General features: G+C 40.0%; 17 protein-coding genes, 1 pseudogene and 1 riboswitch. Of the genes and pseudogenes, 9 read left to right on the top strand and 9 right to left on the bottom strand.

Annotated features, from left to right (window positions below; genetic code table 11):
- Positions 1-59 precede the first annotated feature (59 nt).
- The 4 genes from QZ562_RS05840 (at position 60) to QZ562_RS05825 (ending at position 1,174) form a co-directional block, all read left to right on the top strand.
- Positions 60-218 (top strand): hypothetical protein, encoded by a 159-nt coding sequence (locus tag QZ562_RS05840; RefSeq protein ID WP_293757984.1) that lies wholly within the window; start codon positions 60-62, stop codon positions 216-218.
- Entirely contained in the window at positions 202-555 is a 354-nt protein-coding gene (locus tag QZ562_RS05835; protein ID WP_293757982.1) for a hypothetical protein, read from the top strand. Before QZ562_RS05840 ends, QZ562_RS05835 begins: the two co-directional genes overlap by 17 nt.
- A 14-nt stretch (positions 556-569) precedes the next feature.
- The gene (locus QZ562_RS05830) at positions 570-902 is read left to right on the top strand and encodes a hypothetical protein (protein ID WP_293757979.1); all 333 of its coding nucleotides are present in this window, start codon (positions 570-572) and stop codon (positions 900-902) included.
- A gap of 128 nt (positions 903-1,030) precedes the next feature.
- A complete protein-coding gene (locus QZ562_RS05825) occupies positions 1,031-1,174 on the top strand; it encodes a hypothetical protein (RefSeq protein ID WP_293757967.1) in 144 nt (47 codons plus the stop codon).
- 851 nt (positions 1,175-2,025) lie between these two features.
- On the opposite strand, the gene QZ562_RS05820 is transcribed toward QZ562_RS05825, so the two are convergent.
- The 5 genes from QZ562_RS05820 to QZ562_RS05800 form a co-directional block, all read right to left on the bottom strand.
- The gene (locus QZ562_RS05820; RefSeq protein WP_363315325.1) at positions 2,026-3,243 is read right to left on the bottom strand and encodes a BCCT family transporter; all 1,218 of its coding nucleotides are present in this window, start codon (positions 3,241-3,243) and stop codon (positions 2,026-2,028) included.
- Positions 3,244-3,303: 60 nt separating this feature from the next.
- On the bottom strand, positions 3,304-4,980 hold the full coding sequence (betA, locus tag QZ562_RS05815; RefSeq protein WP_293757964.1) for a choline dehydrogenase: 1,677 nt from the start codon (positions 4,978-4,980) through the stop codon (positions 3,304-3,306).
- 9 nt (positions 4,981-4,989) lie between these two features.
- Positions 4,990-6,465 (bottom strand): betaine-aldehyde dehydrogenase, encoded by a 1,476-nt coding sequence (betB, locus tag QZ562_RS05810; protein WP_293757961.1) that lies wholly within the window; start codon positions 6,463-6,465, stop codon positions 4,990-4,992.
- Between the two features lie 571 nt (positions 6,466-7,036).
- Positions 7,037-8,512 carry a cadherin repeat domain-containing protein gene (locus QZ562_RS05805; protein ID WP_293757959.1) on the bottom strand — a complete coding sequence of 492 codons (1,476 nt, stop codon included), beginning with the start codon at positions 8,510-8,512 and terminating at the stop codon, positions 7,037-7,039.
- Positions 8,513-10,543 carry a TonB-dependent receptor plug domain-containing protein gene (locus QZ562_RS05800; protein WP_293757956.1) on the bottom strand — a complete coding sequence of 677 codons (2,031 nt, stop codon included), beginning with the start codon at positions 10,541-10,543 and terminating at the stop codon, positions 8,513-8,515.
- A gap of 106 nt (positions 10,544-10,649) precedes the next feature.
- A riboswitch (cobalamin riboswitch) is annotated at positions 10,650-10,827 on the bottom strand.
- Positions 10,828-11,181: 354 nt separating this feature from the next.
- Between QZ562_RS05800 and QZ562_RS05795 the strand changes: the two genes are divergently transcribed.
- Positions 11,182-12,537 (top strand): efflux RND transporter periplasmic adaptor subunit, encoded by a 1,356-nt coding sequence (locus QZ562_RS05795; protein WP_293757953.1) that lies wholly within the window; start codon positions 11,182-11,184, stop codon positions 12,535-12,537.
- Between the two features lie 12 nt (positions 12,538-12,549).
- Positions 12,550-15,669 carry an efflux RND transporter permease subunit gene (locus tag QZ562_RS05790; RefSeq protein ID WP_293757950.1) on the top strand — a complete coding sequence of 1,040 codons (3,120 nt, stop codon included), beginning with the start codon at positions 12,550-12,552 and terminating at the stop codon, positions 15,667-15,669.
- Positions 15,670-15,793: 124 nt separating this feature from the next.
- Here the strand turns inward: QZ562_RS05790 and QZ562_RS05785 are convergent, their stop codons facing one another.
- Positions 15,794-18,019, bottom strand: coding sequence for an alpha-ketoacid dehydrogenase subunit alpha/beta (locus QZ562_RS05785; RefSeq protein WP_293757947.1), 2,226 nt, complete (start codon positions 18,017-18,019; stop codon positions 15,794-15,796).
- Positions 18,020-18,183: 164 nt separating this feature from the next.
- Between QZ562_RS05785 and QZ562_RS05780 the strand changes: the two genes are divergently transcribed.
- The 3 genes from QZ562_RS05780 to QZ562_RS05770 all read left to right on the top strand — a co-directional run bounded on the left by QZ562_RS05780 (position 18,184) and on the right by QZ562_RS05770 (position 20,773).
- Positions 18,184-19,008, top strand: coding sequence for a LysR family transcriptional regulator (locus tag QZ562_RS05780; RefSeq protein WP_293757945.1), 825 nt, complete (start codon positions 18,184-18,186; stop codon positions 19,006-19,008).
- 237 nt (positions 19,009-19,245) lie between these two features.
- Complete coding sequence (locus QZ562_RS05775; protein WP_293757942.1) at positions 19,246-19,659, top strand: BLUF domain-containing protein; 414 nt, start codon at positions 19,246-19,248, stop codon at positions 19,657-19,659.
- Positions 19,660-19,933: 274 nt separating this feature from the next.
- Positions 19,934-20,773, top strand: a complete 840-nt coding sequence (locus tag QZ562_RS05770; protein WP_293757939.1) for a phytanoyl-CoA dioxygenase family protein — start codon at positions 19,934-19,936, stop codon at positions 20,771-20,773.
- Between the two features lie 212 nt (positions 20,774-20,985).
- On the opposite strand, the gene QZ562_RS05765 is transcribed toward QZ562_RS05770, so the two are convergent.
- The 3 genes and pseudogenes from QZ562_RS05765 to QZ562_RS05755 all read right to left on the bottom strand — a co-directional run.
- Entirely contained in the window at positions 20,986-21,183 is a 198-nt protein-coding gene (locus QZ562_RS05765; protein ID WP_293757936.1) for a hypothetical protein, read from the bottom strand.
- A 36-nt stretch (positions 21,184-21,219) separates the two neighbouring features.
- The gene (locus tag QZ562_RS05760; protein WP_293757933.1) at positions 21,220-21,516 is read right to left on the bottom strand and encodes a hypothetical protein; all 297 of its coding nucleotides are present in this window, start codon (positions 21,514-21,516) and stop codon (positions 21,220-21,222) included.
- 549 nt (positions 21,517-22,065) lie between these two features.
- A pseudogene (locus tag QZ562_RS05755) lies at positions 22,066-22,284 on the bottom strand (cobalamin-binding protein); the annotation flags it as partial.
- Positions 22,285-22,307: the final 23 nt, after the last annotated feature.

Below are 22,307 nucleotides of genomic sequence, written 5' to 3'. Positions count from 1 at the left end.
AATATAACATAACAATTAAAATTGAAAAGTGTTTAGCACAAAAATAATTGAGGGTATAAATGAGAAAATTAGCCAAACTTGCCGTGCTGGTGTGTACTGGATTATCAAGCGCTGCAATAGCCAAGTCTTTAGAAGGGATAGTTACCAGAGAAGACGGCAAACCCATATCAAATGCCACGGTGCAAATTGTTGATTTTAGGTATGCAAACACGCACTGATAGTAGTGGCTGTTTTGCTTTTTCTGATTCTAATATGGGTAATACTGAGGTGCACATTAGTGCCTCAGGTTTTGAGCATTTACATAAAGATTTAAACGTGTCTGAAACAGATTTGAGCAACCTGACATTCATTCTAAAACGCTCACCTATTGAGGTGATTGATATCGTATCGACTCCATTACACATGTCTTCAATGGAATCGCCGATAACAGTCAGCGTGGTTGTTACTGAGGCTCTGCGCCGCCAGCAGAACGGGACATTATGCGATACCCTTGAAAAATGGGTAGATTTGTACACTAATTTTCATGCAAAAGTGGCCAGTACGCCGGTGATCTAAGTGGGCCGCATATTTTGATCCCTCAAAACGGTTTAGATGTGAGTGATGTTTCACGGGTGGGGCCAGACCATGCACTTGCTAGTGAGGCTTCAACCGCGACTCAAATTAAAGTGCTGTATGGCTCCGCGACTTTGTTTTATGGCAGCGGTTCTATTGGCGGTGTGGTTAATGTTGTCGATGGCTGGGTGCCCACCAGTCATGCAACCCAAGGAGAATGCAACCCTACTAGCTTAACATATACGGTCAACATACATGGCGTGGCTGAACCGAGAGGTGAATATTTGCTTGCAAGCATTTGTAGAGACGACGCAGAAAGCACCTCAGGCAATACGATTTTACCTGACTAAGTGGGGATCTATCATATGCATGGTGATGAATTTGAGTTGGAACAGGTGTTAGATGTTGCTTGTCCTAATTTACATGGAGCCCGCAAAATCATGACTTCGTAGTATCTGACTGTGGCGATAGCGTTTTGATGGCTCATGAACACGATGGTAGCTTTGATGCTATAAATATAGAAAATATTGAGGCACGGGATGACATGCGAATAGGTAGCCTTTATGGGTATTGTAATTCTGATGCTTTTATTGGGGTGGCAAGCTCATGTGAAACTGGCTAAACATTTATTATGAACATTTCTTATGAACATTGATCCAGTAACAAATGCGATGCTTTTTGAAGCATTAAAACATGCTGCACCCGATTGTTGCCAACAGTAGCAATTAGATAATGCGGTTGTCATATTAATGCCTTTTATTGAAGGTTACTGCATTAGATCTTCACATCTTAACGTGTCGACAAAAACCTGTCCGAACAACTAGGCGTTATCATGTATCAATTGTTGAGTGAATCATCGAATTGATAAAACAAACATTAAAATATTATGCCCAATCTAGCATGATTATCCATCTGGTTTAGATGTGCTTATGTCTTCTCTATCTGTTTTTCTGCTATAAGAATAACACCCCCTGAAAAGCTGAAAATAATTTTGTCTTATATGTTTGGCTCAGTTTTTAATGTTTAACTTCGTCTTGAACCAAAAAATACCTTATCAGCAATACTATGTGCTGGGATCATCTTAAACGTTCCAATCTATAGCTTTTTTAAACTTATATTGAATGTTTTTTACCGCTTGTGATGTTTAGAGGGTTTGAATTTGTTGAAGAATGACCTGCAAAGGATTTTGGATGAGGGAAACAGAACAGAACAAATGGATGACATGGAATAATAAGAGGTCTTTTGTCTAAATCACTATTTTTCCCTTTGTTTCTATCAATGTTCTCACTTTTTCCAGGGGCAAAACGCTTTGATTTTTTATCTTGTATCTAAGTTGATGTGTGACAGGCGATGACTGGAAATAGATTTTTAAGTATTGCTTACCGGGATACTACGATTTTTTCGAACATATTGAGTGCCATAGTTTTATTTAATATATGGCACTCATACAGTTTTAAACAGCGCGTGTTCGATCTACTTTTGCTGTTCCATTTCAGAAAAATTCAAGATGTTTTGCTCTGGACTACCGCTAATTTCGTTAACTATCTTTAAACGGGTCAATAAAATAAACAGTAAACAACTGAACATTAAACCAATCACTACGGCACCTACCCACTGAATTTGTAAAAAATCTAAAGTGAACAATAACGTCAAGCCGGACAATACTAGAAGGTTGCCAGCAAAATAAGGTATCTTACCAACACTTTTGATCGTCAAATTTAAATTATCGGTGTATAAGCGTATCAATGAATCTAATGAATTGACCACAAATAGTATGCCCACTGCCACCATTAACCCATTGAGCCAATCCGAAATATTTAACTCATTAAGGTGGTAGTAATATAACCCTACAAACCATATTGCAATTGGTATAGATGGGAATATCAACATGGCTAAAAATACTTGGTAGGTGCGCATGCCTCCTACAAACCTTGCGGTAAACTGGCCGATCATGATGCTCCAAGCAAACCACCAATATAGATAGAATTCGTGATAGTCGTTAAGCGGCAACACAAACTGATGGATGTTTGCAAAGTACCCGTTCAATAAACTAAAGGTTTGCAAAAACTCACCGGTATTTCCTTCGCTTGTCAATAATGCTCCTGCCCATGTTAAGCCAATCAAAGCAAAGAACAGCCAAGTGCTGCCTAGACTGAGTAATCGAACATAACGTATGTCAGTACTTGAATACACTGCTGTGGTTATCACTAGCAACACGATCAAATAAAGACTGGCGGTGAGCGCACCTTCATTGGCGAGTTGAGGTATATACCAAGGTAAATTACTTAACAATAAATAAGCAGTAAAAGCACAGGTACCTATTATGACAAAATTATTACTAAACCTGATAATAGGGATAGCAAAAAACTGAACTTTAGGCTCAATAATGCAAAAGTAAAAACAAGTCAGGAAATAGAAGCCCCAAATCAAAAATGCCCAATAGCCAAATTCGATGGCTAAGGGATTGGTAAACGCATACTCTGGATTAGTGGCAATGTCGGCGTAGCCAGCAAACTCGGTTAAGGGAAACATTATCAGCCCTACATCTAATCCAGATGTAAATAAAATGGCGATAAATGTAAAGGTACTCACTGGGGTGACACCAATACAGCGTATGTTTCCCCATTTAAATAAAATGCAGCCGATGCAAAAAAATGTGAATAAAATGCCTGCTGATAACCAAATAGTCATAATAAAACCGACAGTAAAACCAAAAATACAACTGAAAAATATGTGATAGTTTAGCCCTTATTATCGTTTAGGTTTGTTCGCTCGTTGTTGCACTTGCCATTGCGTATCTCCAGTCACCTTGACTGTCTCAGGCGGTAAATAATGTCCTTTAATCAAATCAGCAGCACGTTCAGCTAACATGATAGTTGGACCGTTTAAATTTCCATTGGGAATGGTTGGAAATATTGACGAGTCCACGACACGTAAGCCTTGAATACCGTGTACTTTTGTTTGTGGGTCAACCACAGATAATTCATCTGTACCCATCTTACATGAACAGCTTGGGTGATAGGCACTTTCTACTGATTCACGGACAAAACTATCGATTTCTGTATCGCTGTCAATGTGCATACCTGGTTGGATCTCTTCCCCACGGTAAGCATCAAGAGCAGGTTGATTGATAATTTCACGGGTCAATCTTACGCAGTCCCTAAAACCTTGAATATCATCCTGATGTTGCAAATAGTTAAAACTAATCTGCGGTGCTACATCAGGTTGAGCAGATACTATTTTAACACTGCCGCGGCTTTTCGGTTTGTTATGACCGATATGTACCTGAAAACCATGTCCAGCAAAGGCTTCTTTGCCATCATAACGCATCGCTGCTGGTAAGAAATGATACTGCAAGTCTGGCCATTCAATTCCTGCTTTTGAACGAATGAACCCGCATGATTCAAAATGATTTGTTGAGCCTAAACCGTCTTTATTTAAAATCCAGCGCACGCCAATTTTGAGTTTACTCCACCAGTCTAATTCACCATTTAAAGTGATAGGTTGGGTGCATTTAAATTGAAAATAGAACTCTAGGTGGTCTTGTAGGTTTTCACCTACACCATTTAACTCATGCAGACATTCGATACCTGCTTTATCCAACACTGCTTTAGAGCCAATGCCAGAAAGTTGAAGTAGGTGTGGAGAGCCAATAGAGCCAGCACTTAGAATCACCTCTTTATTGACTTTGATTTCATGAATATCATTTTTATGAGCAAAACGTAACCCCACGGCGGTTTTGTCTTTGAGCAGTACCTTATGCGCTACAGCATGAGTGATAACTGTTAAGTTGGGACGCTGCATCGCGGGGCGTAAATAAGCATTAGCTGTTGATGCGCGGCGACCATTATTGACAGTCATGTGCATAGGGCCAAACCCTTCTTGTTGCTCACCGTTATAATCATCAGTGGCTAAGTAACCTGCATCGGTTCCTGCATCAATAAAAGCTTGATACAAAGGATTCTGCATTTGATTGCCGTTGTTAACTCCAAGTGGGCCCTCTTTAGCGCGATAATCATTAGCTTTAAATGCCCAACTTTCGGCTTTTTTAAAATAGGGTAGGCAATGGGAATAATCCCAATCAGTGGCACCGCTTTGTTGCCACTCATCAAAATCTTTTGCATGTCCACGTACATATACCATGCCATTGATTGAGGATGATCCACCCAGCACCTTGCCGCGAGGACAATGCATTTTGCGGTCATTCAAATATGGCTCAGGCTGGCTTTCAAACTGCCAAGCATATTTTTTAGTATTCATTGGAATGGATAAAGCAGTGGGCATTTGAATGAAAATGCTTTTGTCACTACCCCCGGTTTCTATCAACAATACACTGCTGTTTGGGTCTTCGGTTAAACGATTAGCTATTACGCAGCCTGCAGAACCTGCGCCTACAACGATGTAATCATATGTTGCTTGTATATTCATTAATGGCCTCTAAAACGGACTATCTAAAAGTTGTAAACCCACATACACCGATTTTAACTGAGTATATTGTTTAAGTGTTGCTAAGCCATTTTCGCGGCCTATTCCTGATTGTTTGTAACCACCAACAGGCATTTCAACAGGTGATAATCCATAACTATTGATCCAGCATATACCTGCTTGAATTTGATGGATTACGCGATGCGCACGGTTAATATCTTGGGTAAATATACCTGCAGCTAAGCCTAAGTGAGTATTGTTGGCACGTGCAATCACTTCATCTTCATTTTCAAACGTCAGTACCGCCATTACAGGTCCAAATATTTCTTCGCGACAAATTCGCATGCTGTCTTCACAATCAGTAAACACGGTAGGTGCAACAAAGTAGCCATCGGGTGCGCTTTTAGGTTGTAACGCTTCTCCTCCACATAACAAAGTGGCCCCTTCTGCTTTACCTATTTCAATATAGCTAAGCACTAATTCTTGATGTTTTTTGGAGATAAGTGCACCAAAATTGGTATCTGGATGCATGGGGTCGCCAGCTATGATGTTGGCTTTAACACGATGATGTAATTTCTCAATGAATACAGGATAAATGTCTTTCTGCACAAATACTCGTGTGGCATTGGTACATACTTCTCCCTGGGTATAAAAATTACCAAGCATTGCCGCAGATACAGCATTATCGATATCTGCATCATTAAAGATAATTAATGGTGATTTACCGCCAAGCTCCATTGTCACTTCTTTGAGCGAAGTGGCTGCTCCTGTCATCACTTTTTTACCTGTGCCGACTTCACCAGTAAAAGAGACTTTAGCAATATCTGGATGATGACTGAGCCAAGAGCCCACTTTGCCGTCGCCTTGAATAACGTTAAACACACCTTCAGGTACTCCAGCTTGAATGAAAATCTCAGCAAGCTTCAATGCACCTAGTGGTGTTTCTTCTGAAGGTTTAAATATCATCGCGTTGCCACATGCAAGAGCAGGAGCCGCTTTCCAGCAAGCAATTTGTATTGGGTAATTCCAAGCACCTATACCAGCACATACGCCAAGTGGTTCAGGTCGAGTGTAATAAAAATCCTCACCTACTTGCTGTTGATTACCTTCAATTGCTGGGGCAAGGCCTGCAAAAAATTCAATCGCATCCGTTCCAGATACAACATCTACCACACTGGCTTCTTGCCATGGTTTACCTGTGTCAGCAACCTCTATTACAGCTAACTCATCATTTTTTTCTCTTAATAAGGCTACCGCTTTTAATAATATTCTGCTGCGTTCTATGCCAGTCATGTTTGACCAAATGGCAAAGCCCTGTTGTGCACTGTCGATAGCATGTTTTTGAATAAAATCATCAGCCACTTCAACCTGATAAATCACCTTGCCTGTGGCAGGATTTATCACATCAAATGTTTCATCACTTTGATTGCTAAGATATTGGCCATTCACAAAGTTTTGGTAAATTGGGAGAGGATGGTGTGACGTCATAGATTAGCTCACTAATAGTAGGGGGTGAATAGCGCGGGCACTATGCCTGCTATTTGGTTACCAATCAACTTCGATAATGGATAATGTTATAACTAGAAAAAGCCGTACTACTTGGCAGAGTTTTGGATTCAAAGTGTTTGAGTCACACTAATAACGGCTCTTTGTGCTTAAAGAGCCGTTATTGAATTGTTAAATACAGTCAATAGGTAAAAGTAGTAAACAGTGATGGTAAAAGACTGATGTTAGAGCCTCTGGATCACGGCTGAGAGAGAAGCCGCCGTCGCCACACACAAATGAAGAACTAAGAATAATACATAATTAATAATATTGATGTGCTTCGCGTCTAGGCAAACTTGAAATTTTGCAGCAGGTCAAAAATTGATAAGTTTAATAAGGTATTTAAGTATAACAAAATAAGAGGCTAGCTTATGCATAGCCTGTTACTGGTTCTTTTTCTATCCATTATTCAACGCTTCTAGCTTGTCCTCCTTTATATGGTGAAGTGTCTGTTCTCTATGGCATTAGAGTACTTGAACCACAAAATAAAGGAGACTCTGCTATGCGGAATAGATTAAAAGTCTTCGATAAAACGAATAACACCAGGATTTAATTGTGTTTCTAAACGATTGATTAACGGTAAGTTGGTTTCAGTATCAATAATTTCGACCCCTGGTGCTGCATTTTCTAGCACACTTACCCATAAGAAACCTGCAGCATCGACGTCGATAAAACCGATGCTATTAGTCTCTATATTAAGCACGGTTTCATTACTGATTTCACCTGTGCTTGGGTTGAATTGATACAATGTTGACTCTTCACGATAAGGGGCAAAAAAAGTTTCGTTTGCATAAAAATATCCTTGTTGTGCAGAGACGATGGCCGAAGATTGAATGTACTTTGTGGTATTGTCGTTGATGTCTGCTGCACTTAATACCGTACTTAAACTGAAGTCATTCGCATCCACTTCCTCAATCAAACTTTGGTCTACGCTAATAGCTGAGAATGAGTTGCGAGACGTAATGTACACCTTATCCTTAAATGCTCTAACACTATGTTCTAAAGGATTTAAACCAAGCAAAGGAATACCCATTACGCTATCACTAGTATCTGTATTGGTTTCAATTTCGCTGTCGGTAACTGTATCAAATACGGCTAAATAAACTGCGTTAGAGCTGCCAAAATTATCATCTAAGCGCTGCATAACAACAAATAACTTACCATCATTGACTACCGCTGCAGATGGACTGGGTGTACCAGCTGTATTGTTGTCAGGCACATAGCTTGCTAAGTTAATTTCACCAATTTTGAAACTATCAAAATCTGTAGCTTGTGGGTTAACAATCCAGATTTTATCTGAACCATAACGTATCAAATACGCTTTTTCTGCACTGAGAGACACTAATGTATAAGGATTTCTGGTGGTTGAGTCTAAGTCGTCTTGAGTTGAATAAGACCAGATTTCAGTACTCGCATTCAGCACAATATATTTACTGATGGTATCAATAAAAAAGCGACCAATATGATACACATTGTTTAGATACACACTGATGGTGTAGTCAGATTGAGTCTTAGCATAAAAACCATCATCAACCGTCTGTGCTGCATAGTCTAAATAAGCAACTTGTGAACTTGAAAAGTCAGCGGCTATCGTTTGAACCAACGCCATTGAGGGGGTATCTAATACATCTCCCACGTTCACAGTCACATCTATAGAGTCGGTCAAACCTTGAGCGTCTGATACAGTGACTGTTATGTTATAAGGACCAGTATCACCATTCTCAAAATCAGGTGCGCTGATAAATTCCACTGCACCTGTATTGTTTACAACAAAAAGTTGCTGGTCAGCGCCAGTGATGGCGAAGGTTAACCTATTTTCGTCGTCAGTTGCCGTGTATTGACTCACCACTGTGGTATTTTCAGCTACGGTGACTAACCTACTACCAGATAGTTTCGGGGCGTCATTACTATCACTGCTACACCCCCCTAAAATTGATAAGGTACCTATTAGCGCTACTGTAAGCGCGTTTTTTTTGAATAGTGTTAACATTTATATGCCTTGTATTGAGATTTTAAATTGGATACTTCGCCCTTGAGCTGGACGGTTAGCTAAATCTTGATATTGCTGACTAAAGAGGTTATTCAAATTTAGATTGAGACCGTAAATTCCACTTGTGTAGCCGAGTTGAATATCTGTTAGTCGACGTTGCGCAGGTTTGCCTGCTTGTCCATTCGTTGACTCGAAAATATTGGCGCGATTAAAGTACAAGTCTTTGTCTAGCGTATTACGTATGTGAATTTTCCACTGTGGGTTAAATTGGTAGTTAACCGACACACTGTATTGTTGGTGATAAATACCGGGTAATTTTTTATTATTGAACGATTTTATTACAGAGTTGGTTTGGCTATCGATAATGTTAGCTTGTAGATTTAGGCTAAGGGCTGGAGATATCGTTAATTTTGTTTCTAGCTCCAGCCCATTTAGAGTGGCGTTACTCACATTTTTATAGGCACCCACACCACTGCTATTAAAAATAGCCACTATGGCATTATCTGATTGTTGATGATAAACCGCGGCATTAAATGAGTAGCTCATCTGCGCTACTTGACTATTATATGCAAGGCCTACACTCAGCGTTTTAGCTTGTTCAGGTAATAACTTTTCACTACCCTTAAATAAGCCTCTATCACCAAAAAGTTCAAACAAAGTGGGTGTGCGGATGCCGTTGCTGGCGATCAATTCGGCTTTTATCTGAGAGCCCCGATACACCACCCCAAATTCTTGAGTTTGATGATCGTGTTCGCTTTTAAATGTCTTTGCATCAGGCTGATTCACCGAGATATTTTGATTCTTTTCGTTTAACTGAGTCAGTAATGAATAGGCGGATAGTGGCCCATTATTTTGCTGCCACTCAAACCTAGACCCAAATAACCACTGTGTTTGTTTTGCTATGACATCGCAGCTACTGATCCCATTGCAGTTTATTTGACCATTATTATCAAAACTAAGGGAATCAAAATGTTGTTTGTTTAACTCTATAAAAGGGCTAAAAGCTGTGTCACCGTATTTGTTATCAAAAACAAAAAAGGATATCAGGTCTGCATGAGTTTTTGTGGTGTCATAGTTGGCATCTAAGCGTTTAACGTCAGCCAAAACATCTAAATATTGCTCTGCTTTATCTTCTTGATAAGCTTCAAATTCGACGTTGTTCAGCCATTTAAGGTTAGTGTATATATTGTGACGATAACTCAAACGCCAAGTGTCTGATGAGAGGCTCGATGCATTTTCTGGCGTATTATTTTGGTAGTTTGGAAGGGCTTTTTCTTGTTCATTATATTGTGCCGTGATACGGATCTTATGAGCGCCGAATGACAACTGATTATTCAAATAGACATTTTTTTTCTCAAACTGATTGTTACCCAAAGGTTCTATACTGGACTCATTACTGCTGGTAAAACTTTGAGGCACTGGGTACTCATAATCATTATCAGTTTTAAGGTAACTGCCACCTACAGATAAGTTATTTGACTGAAACGCTTTGTTATACAGCAGGTTGAGCTGTTTATGATTAAATGAGCCAAGAGATAGGCTGAGTTTTAACTTGTCTTTGTTAGGGTTGTAGGTATTAATTCTAATCACTCCTCCAATGGGCGTAGAGCCTACTCCTATCGCTTGATTCTTACTGATTTCAATACTCTGAATTTGTTCCGTGGGTATTTGGTTTAGATCAAAACCACCAAATTGACTATCGTTGACCAGTTGACCGTCAATAAATAGTTGAACTTGTTTACTACTTGAACCACGAATAGAAACTGAAACAGGATTACCTAGCCCACCAATTTGGCGGATCTGCAAGCCATTAACAGCCTGTAATATGTCAGACAGGGTTTGTGAGGTGTTAATGAAGTCTTCACGGGTTAATATCTGGTAATGACTTGAAAAAAGAGCGGTATTGTCATAAACAGTCAGCACCTCAACCGTTTTCTCTGGGTGCTCGCTAGCATTTACACATGTAAGGTAAAAAAAGCGCGTGAATAAAAAGCACATGAATAATAAAGTAGAGTATTTTGCTTGAAACATGTCGGCCTCTGGAGCGAGGACGATAGGAACGACGAAACTCTACCTAAATAAACATAATTTTAAGTATCGAGGTTTCAGAACAATTCCTAGCGCCCACCGCACTATAATTTGTAACATATTGACAGGCCGGTCTCCGGGCTTAACTGATATTCAGCATCACCGTTGCGGGGGCAGCGTTAGACTTAAACTTAAACACTTGTGTGTTGCACTAACTTCCCGATTATCTCTTGTTTTTCACACCATAAATTTTGGTTGAAAAGAGCACCTGAGCAATTTATGGAACAATTTTGCGGATGTTTAATTTAAAAGTCAATGAAGTGTGATGCTGCATTTAGATTGATGTTGGTCATATTTAATGGTCCATATGATTAACATTTTCAGGTCTCATAGGCTTTACGTGTGAGGTCGGACTTATTAGCGTCATAAAAATTGACGAAGTTTTAAAATAAATAGTCTAAAAACCCATTGATCACGTAACAGTTCGTTACGATATCTATTAGCAAATTTTTATATAGTCATTACTATCAGAGGATAATGATGGTTAAAATAATGAATGCGTAGCTTATTTTTTATCAAGCTGTTTTCAAATTTTATCATCTTTTTCATAAACCTACTAAATGCGATAGACGGAGAACCAAATGGATCAGCAGGACGATTCCAATAATGTTTACAACAAGAAAGTGCATTGGGTTGCACACATTATTGTCAGTATCATCATCATTGCCATAACAGTAGGTGTGCTTTCTTCATTGTTTAGCAGTAAACCTCAAACGCGAAAATGGGGTGGCGGTGAGGCACCCAACGTGGTGGTTGAGATTGCGTCCTTACAGCAACAAGATTTTGCCGCCTGGATCGATTCATACGGAACTGCTGAGTCGCTGACCAGAACACAATTGGCAGCAGAGGTGAGTGGAAAGGTTATAAAGGTGTCTCCCAATATACGTTCGGGTGGGGCGTTTTCTCAAGGTGACGTGTTGGTTCACTTAGATGATCGAAATTTTCGAGTCGCCGTTGATGTTGCTGCCTCGGTAGTCGCAGATGCAGAAGTGCGTTATTTACAAGAAGTCGCACAGGCGGACTTAGCGGCTCAAGAGTGGAACGAACGTCCTAATAATGATGCAGCACAGCTTCTGGCATTACGAAAACCACAAGTCGCGGCAGCAAAAGCGGCTTTGCAAGCGTCTAAAGCTCGCCTCACAAACGCTAGGCTAGACCTCGAGCGTACGCAAATTAGAGCACCTTTTGATGGTAAAGTGCTTCAACAGATGGTTGACATTGGTCAAGTAGTGAACCCCACTCAAACGATAGCTGATATTTATGGTACTGACGTTGTTGAAGTCCGTTTACCCGTGAAAATTGCAGATCTGCAACACTTAATGATCCCCGAGGATAATGGCACAATACAAGCGCGTCCAAAAGTTCTATTAAGCGGTGAATTTGGGTCGCGCACCTATCAATGGCAAGGTGAAATTGTGAGAAGCGAAGGGGTATTCGATCCGGCAACTCGAATGTTGTATGTGGTGGCTCAAATTAATGAACCCTTTATTCGAAATGAGCAACGTCCAGCAATCCGTATAGGTCAGTTTCTAAGCGCTAAAATAGAGGGCCGTTTATTAAAAGATGTTTACGTCATCCCCAGAAGAGCCGTTTCGCAAAATTTTGTGGTAAGCGTGGCTGATGAGGGCTTATTAAAAAAGCGTAAAGTGACACCACTTTGGACAGATGCTAAATCAGTCGTTGTCTCTGCGTTAGCGGATGACGGGTCTTTTTCATCACAAACGACTATTGGTGAATCTAATTTAAGCCGTTTACGTGCAACTGATCGTCTAATTCTTACCCCTACCGCCAATCTTCCTCAAGGAACTAAAGTTAAGTCACTCAGTGAGGGGCTTGACAAGCCACCGGGTAATAAAAGTGAATTTGTAGAGGCACAAAATCAGCAAGAAAAATCGTCTGAAGGCAATGCGAAACGTGCTTCAGTGTCCGTGAATTAGGAGTAACTAATAATGATTGCTTGGTTTGCAAAAAATGATGTAGCAGCGAATTTACTCTTAGTTGTCATAATGTTGTCAGGGTTGTACGTGGTATCTACCCAAATACCGGTTGATCTTTTTCCTGAATTCGAACAACGAAAAGTGCAAGTATCAATGACTTTATCCGGTTCTTCGCCTCAGGAATTAGAGGAAGGTATTACTATAAAAGTTGAAGAAGCAGTTCAAGACCTTGAGGGTATTCGGCAAATCACATCCCAAAGTCGAGAAGGAAGTGCATCAATTACTATAGACGTTGAGGAAGGTTACGATGTCCGCGAAATTCTTGATGAAGTAAAAATCAGAGTGGACGGTATAAACAACTTTCCAGTCGATGCTGAAAATCTACTCATCCAAGTTCCTCAGCGACGAAGAGATGCTATTGGTATCGTAATTTACGGTGATTATGACGCGATAACACTTCGAAGATTAGCAGAAGACATTCGTGATGAGGTCGCTAATTTAGATGCCATATCCCAAGCAGAAGTGGGCAATACTTTGCCTTTTGAAATTTCGATTGAGATCCCAGAGTTGTCCTTGCGCAAATTTGACCTGACGCTAGAACAGGTTGCTGATGTAATACGTCAAAATTCTCGAGACGTATCGGCAGGAAACCTCAAGACGCAGGGTGGTGATATTTTTATTCGTAGTCGAGGCCAAGCATATCGTGCCAGTGAATTTGCTGACATCCCTATTATTACGACACAAGATGGCTCCATGATAAAGCTAAGTGATATTGCCATTATTAAAGACGGTTTTGAAGAAACTCCTTTACGTACCCGTTTTAACGGTGTGTCTGCAGTTGAAGTTGAAATTTTCCGTACCGGTGATGAAAGCATTATTGAAGTCACTCAAGCTGTCAAAGATTTTATATTAGAACAACAGACGCGACTGCCTCAGGGGCTTAGCATGGATTATTGGCGCGATGGTAGTGAGCCAATCAGAGGTCGACTGCAAACTTTAAGCACTAGTGCATGGCAAGGCGCCCTACTAGTGATTGGATTATTGGCTCTATTTTTAAGGCCTTCAGTTGCTTTTTGGGTCTGCCTTGGTATACCTATGAGTTTTATGGGGGCTTTTCTATTTATGCCCCTATTTGACGTTAGCCTAAACTTGATGAGCCTTTTTGCATTCATATTAGTGTTAGGTATCGTAGTCGACGACGCCATTGTTACGGGTGAGAATGTGTACTCGCATTTGGAACGCGGTGAAGACCCACTTCAGGCTGCGATTAAAGGTACTCAAGAAGTCGCTATTCCCGTTACTTTTGGCATATTGACTACTGCTGCTGCTTTTTTACCATTAGCTTTTCAGACCGGCCGCGGCAGTTGGTACGCAGCCATACCTTTAGTCATTATTCCGGTATTGTTATTTTCTTTGATTGAGTCAAAATTAATACTGCCGGCACACCTTAAACACATCAAACCTCGTGTTCCTGGTAAGTCATCTCGCTTTTCTAAAGTCCAGCAAGCCATTGCTCGTTCATTAGAGGTTTTTATTAAGCGTTTTTACCAGCCTATGCTAGCGCAAGCCATGCGATGGCGGTATGCCACATGGACAGCTATGTTAGCTTGTTTAGTCCTGATCATTGGAAGCATTGCCAGCGGTAACACCAAGTTTATTTTTTTTCCGCGAGTCCAAAGCGAAGTGGCGACCGCCACATTGGTTATGCCTGCTGGTACGGCATTTGAGAGTACTGATAAAATTATTAGCGCGATGACCGAACATGCTAAAACGTTACGTGAAAAGTATACTGATCCTGAAACAAATGAGTCGGTTATTCGTAACATTTACTCCATTAGTGGCGGACGCAACTCAACGACGGGTAGAGTGAGAATAGATACGGTTCCCCCTGAAAAACGCAATTCAACAGTAACGACGGGTGACATTGTCAAAGAATGGCGACAACTCGTCGGTCAAGTAGCCGGTGCAGAACAACTTAATTATCGTGCTGAGATTGGTGGTTGGGGTGGTGCACCACTTAATATTGAACTCAAAGGCCGAGATACGGACACATTGGCTGTATTAGCTGACAGATTAAAAGTCCAGTTAGCCAATTATGCGGCTGTATCGGATATAGAAGACTCATTGTCAGACGGTAAAGAAGAGTTGCAACTTGAACTCAAACCAGAAGCACGATTATTAGGCTTGGATTTAAGTCAAGTGGCTCAACAAGTGAGGCAAGCTGTATTTGGATTCGAAGTGCAACGTGTGCAGCGAGGTCGAGAAGAAGTGCGAGTGATGGTGCGCTACCCACTTGAAGCCCGTCAATCGATTGAAACACTTGAGCAGATGATGATCCGTATTGGTCCCAATCAAGAAGTTTCATTGTGGCAGGTTGCGAATGTCTTTCCAGGTTTAAGTCCGAATACAATTTTGCGTGTCGACAGACAACGAACTGTTTCAGTTACTGCTGATTTTGATAAACAAAATGGCGATCTGACACTGGTGCAAGATGAAGTGCGGAGTTGGTTGGAGCTACAGATTGTTGGTTATCCTGGTACTAGCTTTGAGATGGCGGGAGAAGCCAGAGACCAAAAAGACTCAAAGCAAGGGTTGATATTGGGTGGCACTGCACTTGCCTTTTTGATTTATATATTGCTGGCGATTCCTTTTAAGTCTTACTCGCAACCCTTGATTGTTATGTCAGTCATACCTTTTGGCCTGGTAGGTGCGGTGATCGGCCACTGGATTATGGGAGTAGATTTAACCTTGCTGAGTTTTATGGGCATGTTAGCGTTGTCGGGTGTGGTGGTGAATGATTCTCTTGTATTAGTGGACTACACTAACCGAAAGCGAAAAGAGGGCATGAAAATCAAACAAGCCGTATTTGAATCGGGGGGACGACGATTCAGACCGGTGTTACTGACCTCTCTAACGACCTTTGCGGGCTTGATGCCTTTGCTGTTTGAAAAGTCCACTCAAGCTCAGTTTTTGATCCCTATGGCTATCAGTCTAGGGTTTGGTATTCTGTTTGCCACGTTAATTACTTTGTTTTTAGTGCCTCTAAACTACTTGATCTTAGAAGACATAAAGCAATATTTCAGACGTTATATTCGGGATATGAAATCACTGCGACCAAACAGATCTAAGTAAAATTTAAATATGGGCAGACAACAGATAATATTCTGGTTTGTTGTTGTTTGTTCACTTTAAATTAGCTTTAGCCGCCAATTAACCATCTCCGAACCACTTTTAGTTATCTTAATAATGTAGTCGATTATTGGGGGTTTCTAGCGACCATGCGTTTGACTTGTGCAACTATAAGCTCGCAAGAAGGTAATACTGCATTACTCGCTGAGCCAAGCGGGATAAAGCTATCATGAGCGGTAAGCCGTTCAACTTTTCGGCTTGAATAATCAACATCGTGTTCAACCAATAACGTGATTAAGGCTTCACTAATAGAGCCCGTTTGGCGACATTCATCTACTATCAGCACATTTTTTACATCGCCAATAGCCGCAATGATGGCCGTTTCATCTAGAGGTGCAAGCCAACGTAAATCAATCACGGTACAATGAATATCTAACTCATAGAGCATTTTTTCAGCTTGGCGACTCAAATAGTAACCGTTGCCATAACTAACAATACACACATCCCGACCCTTGCCAAAACACCCTAGTTGCCCAATTTTAATTGGTTGTGCATCACTGGGGTGAATATAATCAAATGTCCAAAGTAAATCACCTTCTTGATGTAAATCTTTTTTCATATACAGTGCGATAGGCTCAATAAAAATAACCACTCGCTGCTCTTCTTGAGCCAACCTGACTGACTCTCTGAGCATGTCAACTGCATCAGCTCCGTTTGAAGGGCAGGCGATGATTAGCCCTGGTATATCACGAAAGACAGCAAAGGAGTTGTCGTTGTGAAAATGCCCACCAAAACCACGTTGGTAAGCTAAACCAGCCACTCTTATCACCATCGGATTAGTAAACTGTCCATTGGAAAAAAATGACAACGTGGCTGCCTCACCTCTTATCTGGTCTTCAGCGTTGTGCACGTAAGCTAAAAACTGAATTTCCGGCATAGGCAAAAAACCATTGTGAGCTAAGCCTATTGCCATACCCAAAATTGACTGTTCATCCAGTAAAGTATTAATGATCCTTTGTGGCCCAAACTTGTCCGCCAATTTACTGGTGACGTTATATACACCGCCTTTTTTACCAATATCTTCACCACACATCACAATATTTTGCTGCTCGGCCATTAAATCAAACAAGGTCCAGTTAAGTAATTTTGCGAGGTGTTGTTTTTTTACTAGATTATGTTTTTCATGGCTGAATAATTCATGGCGTTTGTCTTCAGATACCTTGTGTTGATAAACCTTATCAAGCTTAGGTGGGATAATACTGTGTTTGATTTTCTCAGCGCAAGTTAACTTGGGTTTAGTGATTACTTGTTGACTGATGTCTTTAACCGACTCTTCTATTTTATTATATAAATCGATAATTTGTTGGCCATCGAGACATTTGTGTTTCAACAATAAAGCGGCACTAAACAGCAAAGGATCATGGGCTTCAGTATCTTCAATATATTCATTACTGCGGTAAGTAAACTCTGAATCAGAGCCTGCATGGCCGAGTAAACGTATAGTTTTCATATGTAAAAATACCGGCTTGCGTTGTTTGCGAGCAATTTCTACGGCTTGTTGAGTTTTATGATAGGTGTCGAGTAAATCTAACCCATCACACTGAATATAATGCAGCCCTGCTCTATGCTCAAAATTGGCTTGCACCCAGCCTTTAGGGGTAGCGGTAGAGATACCGATGCCGTTATCTTCACAAATAAATACGATTGGCATAGGCACCGATTGAAACGCAGCCCAAGCAGCAGCGTTAATAGCACCTTGAGCTGTGGAGTGATTCGATGAGGCATCACCAAAATTACACATCACAACTCCATCTTTTTCTAATACGTTATCTACTGCTACTTTGCGCGAGAGACTAATGCTGAAGGCAGTTCCAACGGCTTTAGGTAAATGTGAGGCAATGGTGCTGGTTTGAGGTGGGATAAATAGGCTTTTACTGCCTAATACCTTGTGTCTACCACCAGAAATAGGATCATCAGAGGACGCAGCAAAACTCAACAACATATCGTACAAAATAGTTTGATCAGGTACTTGTTTTGATCTCTGAATGACAAATGCAGCACTTCTGTAATGTAAAAAAGCCATATCGTTAGGTCTAAAAGCCAATCCACAAGCAGCATTACCTTCATGGCCTGCACTGCCTATGGTATAAAAACTTTGACCTTGTTTTTGCATCACTCGTGACTGAAAGTCTAGGTGGCGACTCATAACTTGTGATTCGAAGAGGTCTATCAATTGGGTATCTGACAAGCCTACCTCCGCAGGCGTGAATGAAGAATTTACAATAGGTAAAGAAGTAGACTGTATCGCCTGGATAATCTGTTGTTTAACCTTAATATTACGATCTTGCATCATGCTGTTATGCCTTAAATCTGCTAATAAAAAATACCTATAAGCCAGTTTTTGTGTGGCCTGAGATCAGAGTGTACGAATCATAAGCATTATTTTGCTAAAGGAATAATATTAATAACCTTTATTTGCTATAGTTTTTACCTATATCAAATAGAAGAGTATAGATTTTGGATTTACGTGCGTTAGAGTACTTTGTGACTATCTACGAGAGTGGAAGTCTAAGTGCGGCTTCAAAAAATAAGTTTGTGGCTCAACCTTCTATATCAGCCTCGTTGAAACAATTAGAACACAGTTTATCTACTCGTTTATTCGTTCGTCATGCTAGGGGAGTTCAAGCAACCCATGCAGGTGAGCAGCTTTATCCTTTAGCTAAACAATTATTGGGACAAGCAACATCTATCCGCGACGTTTTTAGAACAGACACCACAAAAAAACCTTTTAGGTTGGGGTTGATAAAAGGCTTAGGCGTGGCGCGAATGAGCGATTTTTTAGGTCGGTTCACGCGTTCAGTTGATTCATTAGAGCTAACATTAGTTTCACAGGACGAACCATGCCAAGCACGTATTATTAGCCGTGACTTACGGTTAAATAATGAAAAATTTGTGCCTATGTGGCAGGACGACTACCAATTGGCCATTCCGTTAGATCATGCGTTAGGTTTGACTGAGAGAGTTAATATTATGGATCTGCAAGATGTCGCTTTTGTGCAACGAAGCCCCTGTGAGGGCTGGGATTATTTGAAGAAAAAAATGAATATTGCAAATGTTAGAATAGACACTAGAGCAAAAATACAGACTATCGAATACGCATTAGGCCTTGTGAAAGCTGGTTTAGGATGTGCCTTCATTCCTGTTTCTGACACTATTGTGAAGGATACCAATATCCACTTTAAACCCATAACAGACTTATCTATTTCAAGAGAAATTGGTCTAGGTTATACCCATATGTCAGACACGGTTAAAGTGTTGCAAGCCTTAGCCAGTCATCATTAAGAGTAGCCATCTTTCATCAGTAATTTCAATTTTTCGATATGTTTAGTTTATCAATATTCGCTCGTTTTATCGCAATAACTGGATAATTGAAATAATGTTAAATGAATGTTAAATGAATGTTAAATTTAGATGTGTTTGATGTATTGCTTTGAAATTATTGTTTTTATTGGATATATGTATAGGAGTCTGGGCAAAACCCTGTCGCATGCCATAATTAAATTTCTGGAGAATCTGTCCATGTTTTATCTGCTGTATGTAAGTTCTGCCGTTAAGCTAATGGATAATGATGAACTTCTGAAACTTCATCAGGTGAGTCAAAAAAACAACAAAAGATCTGAAATAACTGGAATGCTATTGTATCAAGAAGGTAACTTCATGCAGATTATTGAAGGTAACAAAGAACGCGTTCTTGAATTGTTTAGTAAAGTAACGATGGATAAACATCACAAGGATATTTATAAGATAATGAGTGGTTCAATAGAAAAACGAAACTTTAACGACTGGTCAATGGGTTTCTGTAATATGAATGAAACGGGGCACAACTTAAACTATGATGCATTCATTCAAGAAAATATTAGGCTAAGAACATTTGAACACGATTCGCAGTCAGCTTATGATTTTATCATCAAATTTAATGAGACAAATCGATAGGATGCTAGTAAAAACGACTATTACAAACGACTATTACAAACGACTATTACAAACGACTATTACAAGATAGTGGGCACTTTAATCTTCAGCTTTATCAACCACACATTGGCCACTTTTAAACACCATTAGAACACTTGGTTTTCAATTCTAAATCTTAAATCTGACCCCATTGTTCTGGCTCCACATATTCCGAAAATCTAACGCTAGTTTTTTAAAAAATATTTAAGATGTTATGAATTAAACTTGCCACTCAACTAAAGAGAACACTTCTATAATGAAAATCGAAGGTAATATTGAAGGCTATTCAGACAGAGATCTTGCAAAAAAATTTAAACAACTACAACCATCAGCAGACCGAAAGTCAACGTTGATTAATCAAGATTTCGAAAGTTTAATGTCTAATGGCTATGTCATCATCAAAGGGCTGCTCACCCAATCACAGTGTGATGAAATTAAAGCCGAGTGCCTACCCTTGATGGTGCAAAAAGGACGAAATGAATTTGAGGGACAAAGCACACAACGACTATATAATGTTTTAGCAAAAACCCGATGTATAGATAAATTGGCAGATCACCCAAGGATACTGGGCTTAATGGATCTGATGTTCAGACCTAATTTTCTGCTTAGCCAGAGTCAGGTGATTAACATTCTTCCTAACGAAAACCAACAGGCCTATCATTACGATGATTCATTTTATCAAATATCTAGGCCTAGACCACCATTAGGTGCAGCCAGTATTTGGGCGATTGACGATTTTACAGAGGAAAATGGTGCCACTGTTGTTTTTCCAAAAAGTCATACGTGGGATGGTCATCAACGTCCGACATCCGAAAAAGTGATTAAAGCGATGATGCCAGCGGGTTCTGTTATATTTTTCCTTGGAACGACTTGGCACGGTGGCGGGGCGAATGTTACTAAATCAGCAAGACTTGCCGTTACTCACCAATACTGTGAGGCATTTATGCGGCAGCAGGAGAATTACTTACTAGAGTTAAATAAAGAGACGGTGAAAACACTTTCGCCAGAACTTCGCGCTTTAGTCGGTTATTCGGTTCATTCTCCTTTTATGGGGATGGTGAATGGCCAGCATCCTCTTAGATTACTCAATGAATAATTAAAATTTATGCCAAAAGATGAACACTAAAAACCAAACAAAAAGGTGACGATATTTGAGGGAGGTCTTACAAATTATGTATGTTTGTAAAATATAGTTGAACGTTACACAATTCAAACTTCAAAAAGTAAGACATTTTTTCGTAAAAATGCATGAATTCAATTAAAGGTATTGCATGCACAAAGAGTAAGGTTTAATTATTTATAACCGTATTATTTCTCAAACTCAGACTCGCTTTCTTGTGTTAAATTTGCTAATTCATCAACAAGGCGCTTTTTATAGCGCCTCTGACGGCGACGTGCAGTAGCCGCATTGGCTCGCCATCCCTGTCGTTTATCAGACACCACATCCTCAATATCACTGGCATCGTCAATACGTTTTGCGTCTTTTAATGAAGTACGTTTTGGCATGAAGATTTGCTACACCTCGCTACTTTTAATAATGGCTCAACGTTTGCCACGCCAAATGAGTGATTGTGTATTCAATTCAGATAAATTAACTTTCCCCGCAATGATTTCATCACACAGTTTGACCGCAAGTTTTGCTTGCGCATAATTTAGGTGCTTGTATGCAGGGCGTTCAATGCTTTCATACCATACTCCTTGGCACACTGAATCTAGCACTATGCGTTGAAAACAATGATCGTTTTTTACTGGCCATTTGTTTGTTGCTTCGCGTGACATTTTGGGCATGACTTCTCTTGTCATAATCAAGTACTGCTCTACTAGTGGTTGTATATTCATTTTACAAACTATTCCGTTTATGATTAAACCGCTTTGAGGCAAGCCACATATATGCATGAATATGACAAGTCGATGGCAGATAAAATTGACTATTTTGTGAGCGAAAACGTTGTTTTGAACACATACAAATACACTTCTAGATTTAAAAAAATAAATACATAAGTAGTATTAAATTAGATCTCATGTTCAAGCAAATTGAGCCACTTATTATAGGTACGTCTAAATTTTCTGTATTGAAATAGTCTATCGATACCTTTTCGCTCGCGGAATCAACAAGGTCATCATTATTGAATTTTACTTTTCCACTTATATACCTAATATTTTATGTCCTCAGCACGCTATGAATATAATTTGTGCTTGCCTATCTGTTCTTATGATTAGCTGTTTGTGCATCAATAACACTGAGCTTAGGATATTCAGAATTTCACAAAGATAGTGCAGCATTTAGCAACCATTTTCAGTTACGGTATAAGTTAAAACGTACAACTTGAATATAAAAAGTGTGGACATGCTATTAGCCCTCAATAGAATGAAACTGCTGTTATCAGCTTAACTCTGGGCTTGATAAAATTGTCGAGCTGCATCAATTTGTTCGCATAAGACCACCACCTCATCTAGCATTCGAATGGTCATACGGTGAGCTTTGTCAGCATTTGGATGGAAGATAAAATTATTCTTTACTGCTGGAATATGTTGCCACTGAAGCCAATTGAGCCCGTCCGGGCTGTCTGCACTATGTTGACTCGGTTGTATCACTACTTGAGGTAGTGCTGGCTCTTATACACATCGTA

This window comes from uncultured Paraglaciecola sp., assembly GCF_913058035.1.
Taxonomy (GTDB): domain Bacteria; phylum Pseudomonadota; class Gammaproteobacteria; order Enterobacterales; family Alteromonadaceae; genus Paraglaciecola.
This window is presented reverse-complemented; position numbering and strand designations above follow the sequence as displayed.